Genomic DNA, 13682 nt, shown 5'->3' on the forward strand with positions numbered 1-13682 from the left:
GCACTTCCAGTACATGTCCCGGCATCCGCTCCCAGTGCGGATTTCTGCCGGTGCCTGCGAATATAGCGTCGCAACCAGCAGCCGCACCACATGGTTACCGCTGGATTCGATCAAGATTGGCGTCCGGACCTGCTCAAGGCCCTGTGGGGAGGTCCTCCTCCCCTGCCCCCACCGCTTAAGGGCCGTTGCAATCCCCTATACCTAACGAATTCGGAAAACCCGCAGCCCCTTACTTGCCTAACAGGGGGTAAACGGTAGGTAAAAAGCGAGTACCTACTACTCGTGATACCCGCATTAGGTAGGGGATAGTCTTCCTACACGGCCAGAGGATTGGCGATGGGTTGCTGGGGGACAGCGACCAGACCATGACCGGATTAAGCGTTAGTGCAGCCGCCGTAACCGACGCCTGCATTGTCAAGAATCCGAACTGTCATGAAGTGGTGAGGCAATTGTCGATTTCGCCCCAACTTCCAGCTCTGTTTTCCGAGCCGGGACTGTTATCTCCGCAAGCGTCAATCAGTGTGATCATTCCTACGCTGAATGAAGAAAAAAACATACCCTGGGTCCTGCGCCGAATGCCGTCCTACGTCGATGAGGTGATCATTGTGGATGGCCGCTCGCAGGACAACACGGTTGAGGTGGCCAAGGCAGTGCGTGCCGATGTGGTGGTGGTCAATGAAACCCGGAAGGGGAAGGGCGTAGCCCTTCGCTCCGGCTTTGCCGCTGCAACAGGCGACATCATCGTGATGCTGGACGCGGACGGGAGTATGGACCCCCGGGAAATCGGGTGGTTCGTTGCGCCGCTCCAGCATGATTTCGATTTCGTGAAGGGCTCCCGGCACGTAACCGGAGGTGGGTCGGAGGACCTTACCCGGTTGCGGAAGGCCGGCAACAGGGCCCTGACCCGACTCGCAAACGCGGTACTGCACAGCAATTACTCGGATCTCTGCTACGGATACATCGCCTTCCGTCGGGAATGCCTGCCGGTGCTGGAACTGGAGTCTGACGGTTTCGAGATCGAGACTGAGCTCATTGTCCGGGCTGCCAGGGCCGGCTTGCGAATTGCGGAAGTCCCCAGCCTTGAACTGGACCGTATTTCGGGAGCCTCCAACCTCCAGACATTCCGCGACGGCTGGCGGGTCCTCCACACGCTGGCCCGGGAGTGCACGGTGTGGGAGGCGCCGACGGCAGGCGCCCGGCCGGAGGCCCTTCGCCGCGTGAAATACACCTACTCCAACGTCCGCTTTCCGCGGCTCCCCGTGGACCCACACAGCGTCCTCACTCCGGCCAGCGCACACGACAACGTCCTTTTGTCGGCGGTGAGCCGGCATGCTTGACCGCATCAAACCCCTGTCTGTCTCAGTGGTGATCTGCGCCTACACCTTGGAACGGTGGGGCCTGCTGCTGGACGTCATCGAATCAGTCCGCAACCAGACCCTCGCACCGGACCAGGTGCTGGTTGTCATCGACCACAACAAGGAACTGCACGAGAGGCTCGTCGAAATCGTCGACGACGTCACCATCGTGGAAAGCACCGGACTGCCCGGTCTGTCGGGTGCCCGCAATACAGGCGTCGGGCTCGCCGAATCTGACATCGTCGCTTTCCTTGATGACGACGCCGAGGCGGCACCGGATTGGCTTGAACGACTGCTGGCGTTGTACGACGACCCCGACGTTCTTGCCGTGGGCGGGAAGGTTGTTCCGCTGTGGGAATCCGGCCGGCCGGGCTACTTCGCGGAGGAACTGGACTGGATTGTCGGATGCAGCCACCGAGGGTTGCCTCGTGTGGCTTCCGAAGTCCGGAACGTCATTGGAGCCAACATGTCGTTCCGGCGTGAGGTGCTGCGCCAGGTGGGTGGCTTCAACCAGTTGCTTGGCCGGAAAGGCACGTTGCCGCTCGGTTGCGAGGAGACAGAAATTTGTATCCGTTCCACCATGGGATCACCTGGCTCACGCATCGTCTACGAACCCGCGGCCCTGGTCCGGCACCATGTACCGGCGGAACGTGGCACCGTGCGTTACATGCTCTCGAGATCCTGGTCTGAAGGCATCTCCAAAGCCCAGGTCAGCCACATCGTGGGACAGAAACGTGCCCTCGGCCCGGAACGGCGGTACGTCCGCAGTACCTTGCCGCGCGCAGTGTTTTCCGGAATCCGCGATTGGAGCCGGGGTGGGAGCCCGCAAGGGCTGGGCCGGGCCGGGTCCGTCCTCGCCGTGCTGGCCTTCACATCCGCCGGTTACATACGTGGACGCAGGATCGCTCATGGCTCCACACCCCTGGATGAGCTCGCAATTGAGGACGCGCCCTGGCGGGAAGTCCAGTGAGCGGCGGCTGCTAACAGTTAAATGTCGGGGTGCGACGCGAAGTGCCGGGTCTTCATATCCAAGAAGGCCCGGCACTTCGCTGTCCAACGGTAGTTGCCAGGCCGACGCCGGCAAGCAGCACGTGCGGCACGCGCAGGCTGCGTGCGCGCTGCCGCTCGTGCCGCAGCACAGGGCCGGGTCCCCAGGCCCTCGCCTTTCACATCACGCCACGCTGTTCACGACGTCCCGGGGGAGGAAATCGACGCCGGTTCCGCAGCAGAGCGCCTGAACAATAACAGCCGCGCCCGGATGACTCTCAGACCTGGCCCGGCTCCGGCCGCCAGTACCGCAGTCCACCCTTGGTGGCACCGTCGTCGGCAACGTCCACCAGGGCATAGGGGAAAGCCTGGCGGTCCGATTGGTCGGGCCCCTGGCCGCGGACGTCGGATGACCAGGTCCCGGTGTTGATGTATCGGGTTGGAGAAGCCTCGAGTGTCGATTCGAGGGCACGGTGCGTATGGGCTGAGACATACCAGGCCACGCGGGAGCCGTACGTTTCGAGGATCCCCGCGACCCGGGCCGCCGCTGCGGGGGGCTGGCCGCCGCCATGGATGTTGCGCCCGGCGGCAGCAAGCACCATACGGGTGGCCGTCACGGGCAGTGCTGACACGGTCCGGAAACGGGAGAGGCGGGCAAGTTCCCGCACTGCCGTCCCGTCGAGCGTGAGCCGCAACGATTCGGTCTGCAGCAGCTCGTCGTAGGCAGGCCTCCCGACCCGGCGTTCCGCCCGTTCCGAGGCCACGCAGGCCCGTGCCACGGCTCCGGCACGGCTAAGCCGCGATGCCGTTGGATTCGCATGCCAGGCCGCCAGTGGGGGCAGGTCCAGCTCATCCGTGCCATTGACGGCGGTGCGGAGCACTTCGGGTATCCGGTGCAGCGCATGGTGGAGGTGCCCGTGTTCAGCCACGAGCACGCCGGGGACGTAAAGGAGCCAAGGGTGCACGCTGACCCGCGTGGGATCACCGGGGGACAGCAGCGCTGACAACCGCGCGGCCACCGGGGGCCGCGCCAACTCCACGTCGTGGTTGCCGCAGACGAAATGCAGCCGCACGCCCGCTGCAGCGCATGCCTGCAGCGCCCTCAACGTTTCGGGATGGTGCTTGAGGATCGACTCGAGCCTGGCAAGGCTCTGCGCTTCGTCCAGCCTGACGAGCTCAAACGTGTCACCAAGGAAGATGACGTGCTGCTCCAGGCCTGGTGGTCGGGTTGCGTACACCTCGCGGCGAAGGAACTCCGGCAGGACTTTCCCTGGGTGCCGGGGGTCGCTGTCCGACACGTCCAGGTGGAGATCGCTGAGGAGTACCCATCGCGCCGCGTGGTTCACGTCAGCAGCCCCAGGACACGGGGGAAAAGGAGGATGACCACCAGCAGCCACATGGCGCCGACCGCGATCCTGATGTTCACGGCGCGGCTGAAGAGCCGCAGGCTGGCCGGCTGTCCGGAGGCTGACCCGGTATGCCGGACCTCCAGCCCGATAAGGGCAAACAGCAGAACCGCAGCGGCAACCAATCCGGCGATATCGATCATGACGCGGCCTCCTGCCGTGCGCGTGCAATGCACGCAAGGATGGTTATGGCACCCATGGTGACGAGACAGGCCTGCCAGGACCAGACGGAGAGGTAGAACATCGCCGTGGATACCGCGGTAAGGCTGGCAAGGCCGAGTGCCAGGACGAGCAGTGCGCCCAGGCCGAGGTCGGTGACCCGCATAAGCCTGGTGAGCGCCTGTCCCGGGAGCAGGACGAGAACAAGGAGTGCGGCGACCGCCTGGATCGGTGTCGGCAGCCCGAGGAGGGACACCACGGAGAGGACCACGGCCGTGAGCGCGATCGCCATGGTGGGCCGGCTTACTGTACGGGCGTTCATGGCGCCACCCGGTACACTCGGGCGTCGCTGTTGCTGAACGCGAGATCTACGCCGTCTTGTGCCTTGAGCCAATTCTCCAGCTCCTCGAAACTGCGTGGGGTGGTTTGGCCTTGCAGTACAAGGCTCGATTCCGCGGAACTCATAAGCAGCAGGTAGCCGCCGCCGGGGTTGTGCTTTGCGTAACGGTAGACCAGCGGGCCGCACGTTGCCGCCGACAGGTCGGAGGGGCAAAGGTCCTCGATAGTCCGGTACCGGTGGTCCAGGTAGTCCTGGCTGCGCCACGGCGTTGGATGGGCTGCCGAGATGATCGCGGAGCCGGGTGGCGCGAGATTATCCACGGCTTGGACAGCGGCGATCTCATCGTCAGCGAACACGTCGTACTGTGCGTTGCCGAACCTGCCGGTCACGGTCATCACAGCGAGCAGGACACAGGCTGGAACCAGGACCACCGCGTTGCGGGACGAAAGACGCAAGCCGCCTGTGGTGGGGAGCAGGACCGAGCTCGCCTGCACGGCAATGAAGGGTAGTGCAAACAGCGACACGCGGATGAGCATTTCCCCGCCGTAGGCCTGCACGGGAAAGAGCAACAGGGGAGTGACAGCCAGGAGGACCACCCGGATATCGAGGCATCCCCGGCGCCAGTCGCGGATCGAACCGATCGTGGCGAGGGCCCAAAGAATAAGGGTGAGCGCTATCCGGATCTGGACCACCAGCACATGTCCCGCTGAACCCGTCGTGCGGTCCACAACGTTCGCTTCGATGGCGGTCTGCAGTCCGGCGTCCGCCAGGGGTGGGTGGCCCGAAAGGTAGGTGCTTGCCGGATAGACGAGCCACAGCACCAGCAGGATGCCGATGATGAGCGGCAGCCTGCCGGGCCACACCCGCCCGCTGAGGGTGAGGGCGGTGACGGCGATCAGTACCAGGAACGGCGTCAGTTGATGGCTTGCGCAGATGACGGCAATCAGGAGGAGGGTGACCACGAGGGCGCCGACCCGGTGCCCCGGACGATCATCGGCCGGCGTCCTCGCCTGCCACCATGATTTGAGACCGGCACGCTTGAAGCCGGGGAAAGTCGGAGCCTTGGCGGCAAGGGGGCCCATGAGCAGCACGATTACCACCAGGTACAGGAAGAAACCGAAGGCCTGGGGAGACAGATAGTCCTGGTCCTGCCAGTTGCCGAGGCAAAAGATCCAAAGCACCAGCCACCGCCGGCGCGGATCCTTCGTCAGGTAGCGGGCCAGCACGCCCACGGCCGTGAGCCACAAGCCCATGTTGAACACCGGGGCCCACAGGGCAACGGTCACCGGATCAATACCCGTCGCCCGGAGCACCGTTGCCAGGAGCGCAAAGAAGCCTGGCCAGTTGAAGTACGCATCGATGTTCGGGTCGACGCCGCCGGAGGTTGAAAGAGCGTCGGCAATGCCAAGGTGCCGGAAAGCAACCTCGCCGCGTGGGACATCCGTGACGAAAGCGGCCGCGCCGAAGAGCATCAGCACGAGGACTGCGATGAGCCACAGCATGACCGGCCGGCGCGCGGGCCCGGTGGCATCTCCCCGCAACGCCACGACGAAGGCGACGTTGACAATCAGAACGCCCACCCAGAAGGGATAGGGCAGTACAGCCACTAGCCCAAGGTCGCTGTTTACAGGTACTGCCACTGTGGCGGCACTTCCCACTGCCAGAGCCAGTGAGACGGCGCCTGCCACGGCGCACCAAATGTCACGGGCATTCCAGGGGTGTGCCCGGGTCCGGCTCGGTTGCTTCAGCGTGCTGGTCATGACGCCTCCTTTTTGGCGCGGCGGAGAATTGCGAGCAGTCGGAGGCCGACCACGACGGCCCCGACGTAAAGCACCACCATCCACGCAAGGGCCATGGCGCTTGAGCCCCTTTCAGCGGCCCATAGAGCCGAGACGCAGAGCGCGGTTCCGAGCACTACGCCGACCACGATGGCCTCTGTGTAGCGCCCCAGGACGCGGCAGACGGAGTTATAGGCCTGCAGCACTGCGTACGCCACGAGTCCGGCGGCCAGCAGCCGCAGGGCGACGGTGGACGCGTTTGCGTACCTGTCACCGAGCAGGTGGAGAAGAGGGTGGGCGAAGATAATCAGTACGACGGCGGCCAGGCTTCCAATGACCAGCGACCACCGGAAGCTGGTCCAGGTAGTGGTCGCCAGGCGGTCCGGGTCACGCACTCCCTCGGAGAATTGGACGATGCCAATCAGCATTGGTGCGGTGTATGCAGCCCAGGCCATCATCCATGCCGGGTACCAGTACGCAGCGACCTCCGGCGATACCAGGTGCGCCAGCAGCAGCGGCAGTACGAGTCCGGGGGCGCGTTCGGTAAGGGTGAGGAGTTGGTTTGGTATTCCCAGCATCAGCAGTGGCCTGTGGCGTGCCGGGTGCAGGGTGGGGCGCGGCCGATAGCCGACCAATTTCCGCAATTGGACGGCGCCGATGATGCACGACACCGCCGACCCAAGAGTCCAGCAGGCCATTAGCACGTCGGCGGAGGCACCGTGCGCCTGCCAGGCCACCAGCGCTGTCGCCGCGAGTGACGCCAGCCCGCCCAACGTGTACCTCAACGTCGCGCTGCCGCCGCGCCCCAACGCTACGAGAGCCTGGTCCAGCACCGTACACATGGTCCCCGCTACCGCTGCTACGACAAACGTGAGCCAAAAGAGAACCGACAGTGAGGCCGTGTCCGGGGCCACAAATGTCTCCAGCACGAGGTATCCGAGGGCAAGCACCGTGCCGGCGACTCCCACTATGCCGAAGGCTGCGTCCAACACCCGGGCGGGAGGCTCCCCACGCCCCACCGAGACGATCACGGCAGAACCAGTGCCGAGCACCGCCAGTTGTGTGCATATCATCACTGCCGAGACGGCGGCTGTGGTGAGCCCGACCTCACGGTCGAACGTAGCGTGCGCGGCCAGGATCCAAAAGGCGAAACCGGTACCGGTTTGCGCGGCCTTGGCTATGACAAGACCGATGGAGCTGCGCAGGGGGGAGTGCCGCCGGACGGTAGATGAGGCCTCTGGAGGCACTATCTCCCGTTCAGCCGTCACGACCTAGACCCCTAGCCATTCCCGCGTAGTTGTACCAGCAGAAGGCGATGTAGTAACGCAACCATTGAGGCTGGCCTGCGGCGAGGCTCAGTACGCTGCCCCGGGCTGCGGCAGCCGCCGGCAGGAGCGCCAACCGCGCACCGCGCCAGCCGTGCTTGCGGACCATCCGTCCCAGTCCTGTTCCGTCCATCAGGAACTGGTCGAGCGCGAAGTCGAAGTCGTCTGCGGCAAATCTGTGTTCAACGAGAACCCGCTGTGATACGCCGGTCTTCATTCCCGATTGCCTCATTCGCCACCGCAGTTCGATGTCCTCCCCTGACTTGAAAGAATCATCGAAGCCCAGGTTCAACATCAGGGTCCGATCGACCAACGTCGCTACCAGCCCGAACCAGTTGCGGCTGCGGCCGGTGCGATGGTGATGCGCCAGCGCCTGACCCCAGTAGCCAGGGCCGGCAACACTTTCCAGCCCGGCCTGGAGGGCGTCATATCCGTCCTCCACGAACTCGATAAGCAAGTCCGCGACACCGGTGGCACCAAATACGACGTCGGCGTCCACGAGCAGGACCCAACGTGTCGTGCTGCTGCGGACACCGAGGGTCCGGGCCCAAGGCAATCCACGGCCCTCGTCGCTTAGGACCCTGGCGCCGGCCTCGCGGGCGATGTCGACGGTTCGATCCGTGGACAGGCCGTCCACCACGATGATTTCGGCGACGCCTGACTGACGCAAAGCTGCGAGGCAGCCGGGGAGCAAGTGCTCCGCATTGCGTGCCGGAACGACCGCCGTGATGTCTGCTGTGCTGTGGGCCATCGTCCTAACCCCTTCAGATCTGCTCGTCGAGGACCGAAGGCAACAGCTCCTCAAGATGCCGGACGATGTCGTCCGACGCCTGGTCCGCGGAGTAGGCTTCAGGAACCTGCAACAGGTGGCAGGGACGGCCGTCGAGCGCTTTGTTCAGCACGAGTCCCTTCGCCGCGAAGTGCTCGCGCCAAGGGAGGACGGATGTGGCCGCCAAGCCCGTCACGACCCGCTGCGAGAAGCCCGCCATCTCGATATGGAAGTTTCCGATCATGCGGTCCACCATCCAATCGCTGGTCCGCTCTACAGCCCTGGTCCGTGCGCCGTCGTACCGCTCGATGTAGATGGCAGCGGCGAGCGGGGCCTGGGTGGTTATTTCACGGCCCGGGAATGCCGCCTGGGGGGTAACCATCCGGTGCTCGGGCGACCAGCGCCGGGAGAAATCTGCCAGCCGCGGATAACGGATGACGTAAGGGTGCACGACTGTGGTGAGGCGCCCGACGGGTCCGGAGAACCTTGAGGGGACGAGAGGTTTGCGGGCACCTTCGAACAGGTGCGGGTAGATGGCCCGGTGGTGGGGTTTGATAAACATCGGCTTCGCGTACCCGAGCAGCGTGGCGTCCTCAGCGAGGAATGCCCAGTCGTCTCCCATGAACGACCATCCTTCGCGTCGCATCAATTTTGCGGCGGTGCTCGTCTTGCCTGTTCCTCCGGCTGCGGGAAGCGCGATGGCATGCCCCCGGAATGCCATCGTTGCTGCGTGGAACATCGCTGCTCCCCGGGCCACCATGGCGGCATCGAGAACAGGTACCACTGTGGTCAGCAGCTCGCCCGGGCCGTGGATGCGCCAGTTGTCTGCATCCCGTACCACCTGGACCCGGTCGGCCTGGAAACGCACGCTGTGGTCGGTGTAGGCCAGTTCGTGCTCCACGTGGCCTGCATCGGGCATGAATTCCGGCTGGTCGTCGACGATGATTTCGGCTTGCCGTTCCGTGTCCGAGGCAAAGCATGCCAGCATGCTCTGAAGCTGCTTTGCTGCCGGGGCGTTCGCGTCGACGCTGATGTTGACGCGGCCGTGAATGTCGAAGTGCAGTGCCTTCGTCCGCCTGGTGCTCATGGTCCTCCCCTGTCTGATTAGTGTCAGCCGTGGTGTCCATACCTGGGCTCCAAGCCCGCCAGTGCCCCTATGCGGATTCGAAAACCACGGGGTGTGACTCCCCCGGCAGAATCGAGCGTAGGGTAGGGGCGCTAGGTAAACACCGGTAGTAGGTACTCGCTTTTACACCGGGTCCTACGTGGGGAAATTGGCCGTTACGCAGTAGATAGGGGTGGAGGGACAGGTCTTCACCCGGGGTTGGGTAGATTAGGGACCTTGCCGCATTGCCGTTGGGGGTATAGGGGGTACCTGGCCGACGGACCCCTCTGCGGGACGGCGGTTAACGAGGCGGGGAACCACCTGCAGCCGCATAGACGCGAACCCAGTCCACCCGCATCTCGCCAGGCCCGTTGGCGGTCCCGTCAGGAAACCAGTCCAATTGGAGCGTCTGGTGCATCGAACCCGGAGGCTGGTGCGCGGGATCGTTGTCCTCAAACCACTTCACCCCGTCGACGTAGCCGACTATGGCATGGGGAGACCAGTCAACGGCGTAGTTGTGGAACTGGCTAAGGTCCAGGGCCTTGGATACGGAAGTCTTCGAGTTCGAACATCCGTAATGGTGGAAGAAGTTGATGAGGCCCCAGTCACCGGTAGTTTCCATATAGTCCACTTCGCCGTCGCAAGGCCAGTCCCCGCTGTCCGGCCATAAAATCGCCACCATATGGTATTCATCGTCACCTGAACCTGCTGCCCGGACCTCCCACCGGCCGTACTTCTGGAGGCCAAATTTGGCGCTCATTCCAGCGGAAGTACCCCGTGCTGTTCCCGTAATAACCAAATTGGAGCCATCGACCGTCGCCTGCCGGGGACTGCGAATGCCCTTGCCTGCATGCCCGGCACTGTCGTACACGGACCACCTCGTGGCGTCCGGTTCACCGGTGTAGTCGAACTCGTCGCCGGCAATCGGCGAGCCCCAATCCCAAATTGCCGCGGCCGAGTCCGTCTCTGGCCCAGCAGGCCCCGACGGGGCTGCTGGAACCGAGGCAGGAACCGCCTCGTTGGCTGCCGGTTCGGCTAAGGGAGCAGAGCAGCCATACAAAAACATCGTCGCCACACCTATGGCGATCACATGTCGACGCATACGTCAGATGGTAGTGGCTCCAGCGGCGTGGTGCTGATGAAACTGTTGCCGCGCGCCGAGACGGGTTTTCCACATAACCGCCCGGACGCTGCCAAGGGACGCATCACGCGCCTAGCCTTGAGTCAAGCGCGAATCGCCTATCGGGTCCAAATGCACTAGGATATTGAAGTCTGTGCTGCGTCCTGCCTCCGTTCCGGCGGCAAGGCATTGCACGGAATCGCAAATGAACCTCCTGTTACGGAAATGCCGTAACCGCTTAGCCCAAAGGAGGTGGGTTCACATATGCGTCCTTACGAATTGATGGTAATCATCGACCCCGAGGTCGAAGAGCGTACCGTTGAGCCGTCGCTTCAGAAGTTCCTGAACGTCATCACCAACGATGGTGGAACCATCGAAAAGGTTGACATCTGGGGCCGTCGCCGTCTGGCTTACGACATCAAGAAGAAGTCCGAAGGTATCTACGCCGTGGTGAACTTCACCGCCAAGCCGGAGACCGCCAAGGAACTTGACCGCCAGCTGTCTCTTAACGAGACCATCATGCGCACCAAGATCACCCGCCCCGAAGAGCAGAAGGTTGTTGCTGAGTAATTCAGCCGTCTTCATTCTTTACCCCGCAGGAAACGCACTCTTCACCCAGGATCGAACAAGGAGGCAGTAGATGGCAGGCGAGACCACCATTACGGTCATCGGTAATCTCACCAATGACCCGGAATTGCGGTTCACACCGTCCGGTTCGGCAGTAGCGAACTTCACCATCGCTTCCACCCCCCGCACCTTTGATCGCCAGTCCAACGAGTGGAAGGACGGGGAAACCCTGTTCCTCCGCGCCGCTGTCTGGCGTGAAGCAGCCGAAAACGTTGCCGAGTCCCTGACCAAGGGCATGCGTGTCATCGTTACCGGCCGCCTGAAGAGCCGCTCCTACGAAACAAAAGAAGGCGAAAAGCGCACCGTTATCGAGCTCGAGGTCGACGAAATCGGCCCCAGCCTGCGCTACGCCAATGCCAAGGTCAACCGCACCCAGCGCTCCGGCGGACAGGGTGGCGGCGGCTTCGGCGGCGGCAACAGCGGCGGTGGCTTCGGAGGCGGCAACGCTGGTGGAAACCAGGGTGGCAACTCCGGTGGAGGCTGGGGCGGCGGCAACCAGCAGGCTGCACAGGATGATCCTTGGGCTACGCCCGGTGTGTCCAACGCAGGCGGCTGGGGCAACGGCCCCGATTCCGAACCTCCCTTCTAAAACCCATAAACGGCCCGGCGCGGGAGTTGCCTGGTGCGCCACGCACCCAAGGTACTGCCGCCGTCGGACCACCACCATCCCGTGGATCAATATCCACGGGCTCCCTAGAATAGGAGCTCCACGATGGCTAAGGCTGAACTCCGTAAGCCCAAACCAAAGTCCAACCCCTTGAAGGCCGCTGACATCACTGTCATCGACTACAAGGACGTAGCATTGCTGCGCAAGTTCATCTCCGACCGCGGCAAGATCCGCGCCCGTCGCGTCACTGGCGTCACGGTGCAGGAACAGCGCAAGATCGCCCAGGCAATCAAGAACGCCCGCGAAGTTGCTCTGCTGCCTTACTCCGGCGCTGGCCGCGGCTAAGGAAGGGATTAACTAACATGGCAAAGCTCATTCTGACCCACGAAGTCACCGGTCTCGGTGCTGCCGGCGATGTTGTCGAGGTCAAGGACGGTTACGCACGTAACTACCTGCTGCCCCGCAACTTCGCCCTGACCTGGTCGAAGGGTGGCGAGAAGCAGGTTGAGTCCATCAAGGCTGCCCGCGCCGCCCGCGAGCACGCTTCCCTGGAAGATGCTCAGAAGCAGGCCGCTGCACTGTCCGCCAAGCCGGTCAAGCTGGTCGTCAAGGCCGGCGAGTCCGGCCGCCTGTTCGGCACCGTCAAGCAGGGCGACGTCGCCGACGCTGTTGAGGCCGCTGGCCTTGGCAAGATCGACAAGCGCAAGGTTGAACTGCCCGCCCACATCAAGTCGGTTGGTTCCTACCAGGCCAACGTCCGCCTCCACGCTGACGTTGCCGCTGTGATTGAACTGGACGTGGTGGCAGGAAAGTAATTTCCCCTGCGCCACGTCAAAGACCCCCGCTGCCGGACTCCGGCGGCGGGGGTCTTTCGTTTGTGCGGTGGCGCCTCCTCCGGTGAACCCGGACCCGCCAACCGCCCCTTCCGGCAGACTCGTTGGGAATATCCGGCCCCTGGCAATGGTTCAGCGGTATAGATGCATATGCATGTATGATGGATTGAACGAGTACAGGAGAATGCCATGGAAACCCGCCGCATCACCGTCCTTTCCGCAGGACTTGGCGTACCCTCATCGAGCCGCCTGCTGGCCGGCCAGCTTTCAGCCGCCGTCTCACGGCAGCTCGGGGCTGCCGGCTACGATGTGGCGCTGGACGTCGTCGAACTCCGCGATCTGGCCGTGGACATCGCCAACAACTTTGTCACTGGCTACGCGGCACCGCGGCTGGCAGAAGTTATCACCAGTGTGGAGGCATCGGACGGCATCATTGCCGTGACTCCGGTCTTCAGCGCCTCCTACAGCGGCCTCTTCAAGTCCTTCGTAGACGTCCTGGATCCCAAGTCGCTGGACGGCAAGGCTGTCCTGCTCGGTGCGACTGGCGGAACGGACCGGCACCAGATGGTCCTTGACTACGCCCTGCGCCCACTGTTCAGCTACCTCCGGACGCGCATGGCGGCCACTGGAGTCTTTGCAGGGCCCCAAGACTGGGGAACCGCAGAGGAGGGCGCGGCATCCCTCGCGGACCGGGTCGAGCGCGCGGCCGGCGAGTTCACCCGCCTGCTGGAGGGGCCGCAGCCGGGGCGGAAGCCGGCCCCGTTGGAATCCCTCCCGTTCGAGCAGCTGCTTGCCGGTATTTCCGGCAAGGCGTGACGGCCTCAGCAAGGGGACCCGGCCCCCTGCAGTAGGGGAACCCCCGGGGCTGCCCGGCGCGTGCTTTGCCTCCATGGGGTAGGGAATAGGGGTTTTGCGGGGATTAGGGGCTGTGTCCCCTAGGGTTTAGGGGGCACGCCGGGGGTTGTTTTTGCTACCGGCACCGCCAACACTGAACAACCTGGGGATTGGCTGAGTATCCAACACCGGGGAGTGAAGTTGATGGACCATCCACTATCTAATTCTGGCCACTTTGAGCACGTCCCCAAGGCGTCCTGGTCCTACGGCGGGCCCCGGAAAAGGGGGCTGCGGGCCCTGTTGACTGCGCTTCTCCTCGTGCTTGGGGGTGGTTTGGTCGTGCCGCTAACTGCGTCGGCTGCCACGGGTGATGTTGGTGTTGAGGGTCCGTCGCATTCGGGGACGGGGACTCCGACGGGTACGAAGCGGGCGACGAG

General features: G+C 63.7%; 15 protein-coding genes. 7 read left to right on the forward strand and 8 right to left on the reverse strand.

Going from position 1 to position 13682, the window contains the following annotated elements; translation table 11 throughout:
- The first annotated feature begins 521 nt into the window (after nt 1–521).
- The gene (locus ACTHQS_RS17300) at nt 522–1337 is read left to right on the forward strand and encodes a glycosyltransferase family 2 protein (protein ID WP_440171385.1); all 816 of its coding nucleotides are present in this window, start codon (nt 522–524) and stop codon (nt 1335–1337) included.
- Nucleotides 1330–2325 carry a glycosyltransferase family 2 protein gene (locus ACTHQS_RS17305; RefSeq protein WP_440171387.1) on the forward strand — a complete coding sequence of 332 codons (996 nt, stop codon included), beginning with the start codon at nt 1330–1332 and terminating at the stop codon, nt 2323–2325. Before ACTHQS_RS17300 ends, ACTHQS_RS17305 begins: the two co-directional genes overlap by 8 nt.
- Nucleotides 2326–2620: 295 nt before the next feature.
- On the opposite strand, the gene ACTHQS_RS17310 is transcribed toward ACTHQS_RS17305, so the two are convergent.
- From ACTHQS_RS17310 to ACTHQS_RS17345, 8 genes are all read right to left on the reverse strand, one after another.
- Complete coding sequence (locus ACTHQS_RS17310) at nt 2621–3688, reverse strand: hypothetical protein (RefSeq protein ID WP_440171389.1); 1068 nt, start codon at nt 3686–3688, stop codon at nt 2621–2623.
- A complete protein-coding gene (locus ACTHQS_RS17315; protein ID WP_440171391.1) occupies nt 3685–3891 on the reverse strand; it encodes a hypothetical protein in 207 nt (68 codons plus the stop codon). Before ACTHQS_RS17315 ends, ACTHQS_RS17310 begins: the two co-directional genes overlap by 4 nt.
- Nucleotides 3888–4229, reverse strand: coding sequence for a hypothetical protein (locus ACTHQS_RS17320; protein ID WP_440171392.1), 342 nt, complete (start codon nt 4227–4229; stop codon nt 3888–3890). The genes ACTHQS_RS17315 and ACTHQS_RS17320 overlap by 4 nt, the downstream gene beginning before the upstream one ends.
- Nucleotides 4226–6007, reverse strand: a complete 1782-nt coding sequence (locus ACTHQS_RS17325) for a glycosyltransferase (protein ID WP_440171393.1) — start codon at nt 6005–6007, stop codon at nt 4226–4228. The genes ACTHQS_RS17320 and ACTHQS_RS17325 overlap by 4 nt, the downstream gene beginning before the upstream one ends.
- The gene (locus ACTHQS_RS17330) at nt 6004–7293 is read right to left on the reverse strand and encodes a lipopolysaccharide biosynthesis protein (protein ID WP_440171395.1); all 1290 of its coding nucleotides are present in this window, start codon (nt 7291–7293) and stop codon (nt 6004–6006) included. The genes ACTHQS_RS17325 and ACTHQS_RS17330 overlap by 4 nt, the downstream gene beginning before the upstream one ends.
- Nucleotides 7283–8101, reverse strand: coding sequence for a glycosyltransferase (locus ACTHQS_RS17335; protein WP_440171396.1), 819 nt, complete (start codon nt 8099–8101; stop codon nt 7283–7285). Before ACTHQS_RS17335 ends, ACTHQS_RS17330 begins: the two co-directional genes overlap by 11 nt.
- Before the next feature lie 13 nt (nt 8102–8114).
- Nucleotides 8115–9206: a hypothetical protein gene (locus tag ACTHQS_RS17340; RefSeq protein WP_440171398.1), complete on the reverse strand. Its 1092-nt coding sequence runs from the start codon at nt 9204–9206 to the stop codon at nt 8115–8117.
- Between the two features lie 319 nt (nt 9207–9525).
- Entirely contained in the window at nt 9526–10326 is an 801-nt protein-coding gene (locus tag ACTHQS_RS17345; RefSeq protein ID WP_440171400.1) for a glycoside hydrolase family 16 protein, read from the reverse strand.
- Nucleotides 10327–10608: 282 nt separating this feature from the next.
- Here ACTHQS_RS17345 and rpsF point away from each other — a divergent pair, with 282 nt between their 5' ends.
- The 5 genes from rpsF (at nt 10609) to ACTHQS_RS17370 (ending at nt 13227) form a co-directional block, all read left to right on the forward strand.
- A complete protein-coding gene (rpsF, locus tag ACTHQS_RS17350) occupies nt 10609–10914 on the forward strand; it encodes a 30S ribosomal protein S6 (protein ID WP_015939036.1) in 306 nt (101 codons plus the stop codon).
- Between the two features lie 70 nt (nt 10915–10984).
- Nucleotides 10985–11560 carry a single-stranded DNA-binding protein gene (locus tag ACTHQS_RS17355; RefSeq protein WP_440171402.1) on the forward strand — a complete coding sequence of 192 codons (576 nt, stop codon included), beginning with the start codon at nt 10985–10987 and terminating at the stop codon, nt 11558–11560.
- A gap of 123 nt (nt 11561–11683) precedes the next feature.
- Nucleotides 11684–11923, forward strand: a complete 240-nt coding sequence (rpsR, locus tag ACTHQS_RS17360; RefSeq protein ID WP_003800144.1) for a 30S ribosomal protein S18 — start codon at nt 11684–11686, stop codon at nt 11921–11923.
- A 17-nt stretch (nt 11924–11940) separates the two neighbouring features.
- Nucleotides 11941–12393 (forward strand): 50S ribosomal protein L9, encoded by a 453-nt coding sequence (gene rplI / locus ACTHQS_RS17365; protein ID WP_018769834.1) that lies wholly within the window; start codon nt 11941–11943, stop codon nt 12391–12393.
- A 207-nt stretch (nt 12394–12600) separates the two neighbouring features.
- A complete protein-coding gene (locus tag ACTHQS_RS17370) occupies nt 12601–13227 on the forward strand; it encodes an FMN reductase (RefSeq protein WP_440171404.1) in 627 nt (208 codons plus the stop codon).
- Nucleotides 13228–13682: the final 455 nt, after the last annotated feature.

This window comes from Arthrobacter sp. SAFR-044, assembly GCF_051965175.1.
In the GTDB taxonomy this organism is placed as follows: domain Bacteria; phylum Actinomycetota; class Actinomycetes; order Actinomycetales; family Micrococcaceae; genus Arthrobacter.

What these genes read in the sequence shown, in the direction of transcription:
- ACTHQS_RS17305 (WP_440171387.1), top strand. Translation starts at nt 1,330, where the DNA reads ATGCTTGACCGCATCAAACCCCTGTCTGTCTCAGTGGTGATCTGCGCC.
- ACTHQS_RS17315 (WP_440171391.1), bottom strand. Translation starts at nt 3,891, where the DNA reads ATGATCGATATCGCCGGATTGGTTGCCGCTGCGGTTCTGCTGTTTGCC.
- ACTHQS_RS17320 (WP_440171392.1), bottom strand. Translation starts at nt 4,229, where the DNA reads ATGAACGCCCGTACAGTAAGCCGGCCCACCATGGCGATCGCGCTCACG.
- ACTHQS_RS17325 (WP_440171393.1), bottom strand. Translation starts at nt 6,007, where the DNA reads ATGACCAGCACGCTGAAGCAACCGAGCCGGACCCGGGCACACCCCTGG.
- ACTHQS_RS17335 (WP_440171396.1), bottom strand. Translation starts at nt 8,101, where the DNA reads ATGGCCCACAGCACAGCAGACATCACGGCGGTCGTTCCGGCACGCAAT.
- ACTHQS_RS17340 (WP_440171398.1), bottom strand. Translation starts at nt 9,206, where the DNA reads ATGAGCACCAGGCGGACGAAGGCACTGCACTTCGACATTCACGGCCGC.
- ACTHQS_RS17345 (WP_440171400.1), bottom strand. Translation starts at nt 10,326, where the DNA reads ATGCGTCGACATGTGATCGCCATAGGTGTGGCGACGATGTTTTTGTAT.
- rpsF (WP_015939036.1), top strand. Translation starts at nt 10,609, where the DNA reads ATGCGTCCTTACGAATTGATGGTAATCATCGACCCCGAGGTCGAAGAG.
- ACTHQS_RS17355 (WP_440171402.1), top strand. Translation starts at nt 10,985, where the DNA reads ATGGCAGGCGAGACCACCATTACGGTCATCGGTAATCTCACCAATGAC.
- rpsR (WP_003800144.1), top strand. Translation starts at nt 11,684, where the DNA reads ATGGCTAAGGCTGAACTCCGTAAGCCCAAACCAAAGTCCAACCCCTTG.
- rplI (WP_018769834.1), top strand. Translation starts at nt 11,941, where the DNA reads ATGGCAAAGCTCATTCTGACCCACGAAGTCACCGGTCTCGGTGCTGCC.
- ACTHQS_RS17370 (WP_440171404.1), top strand. Translation starts at nt 12,601, where the DNA reads ATGGAAACCCGCCGCATCACCGTCCTTTCCGCAGGACTTGGCGTACCC.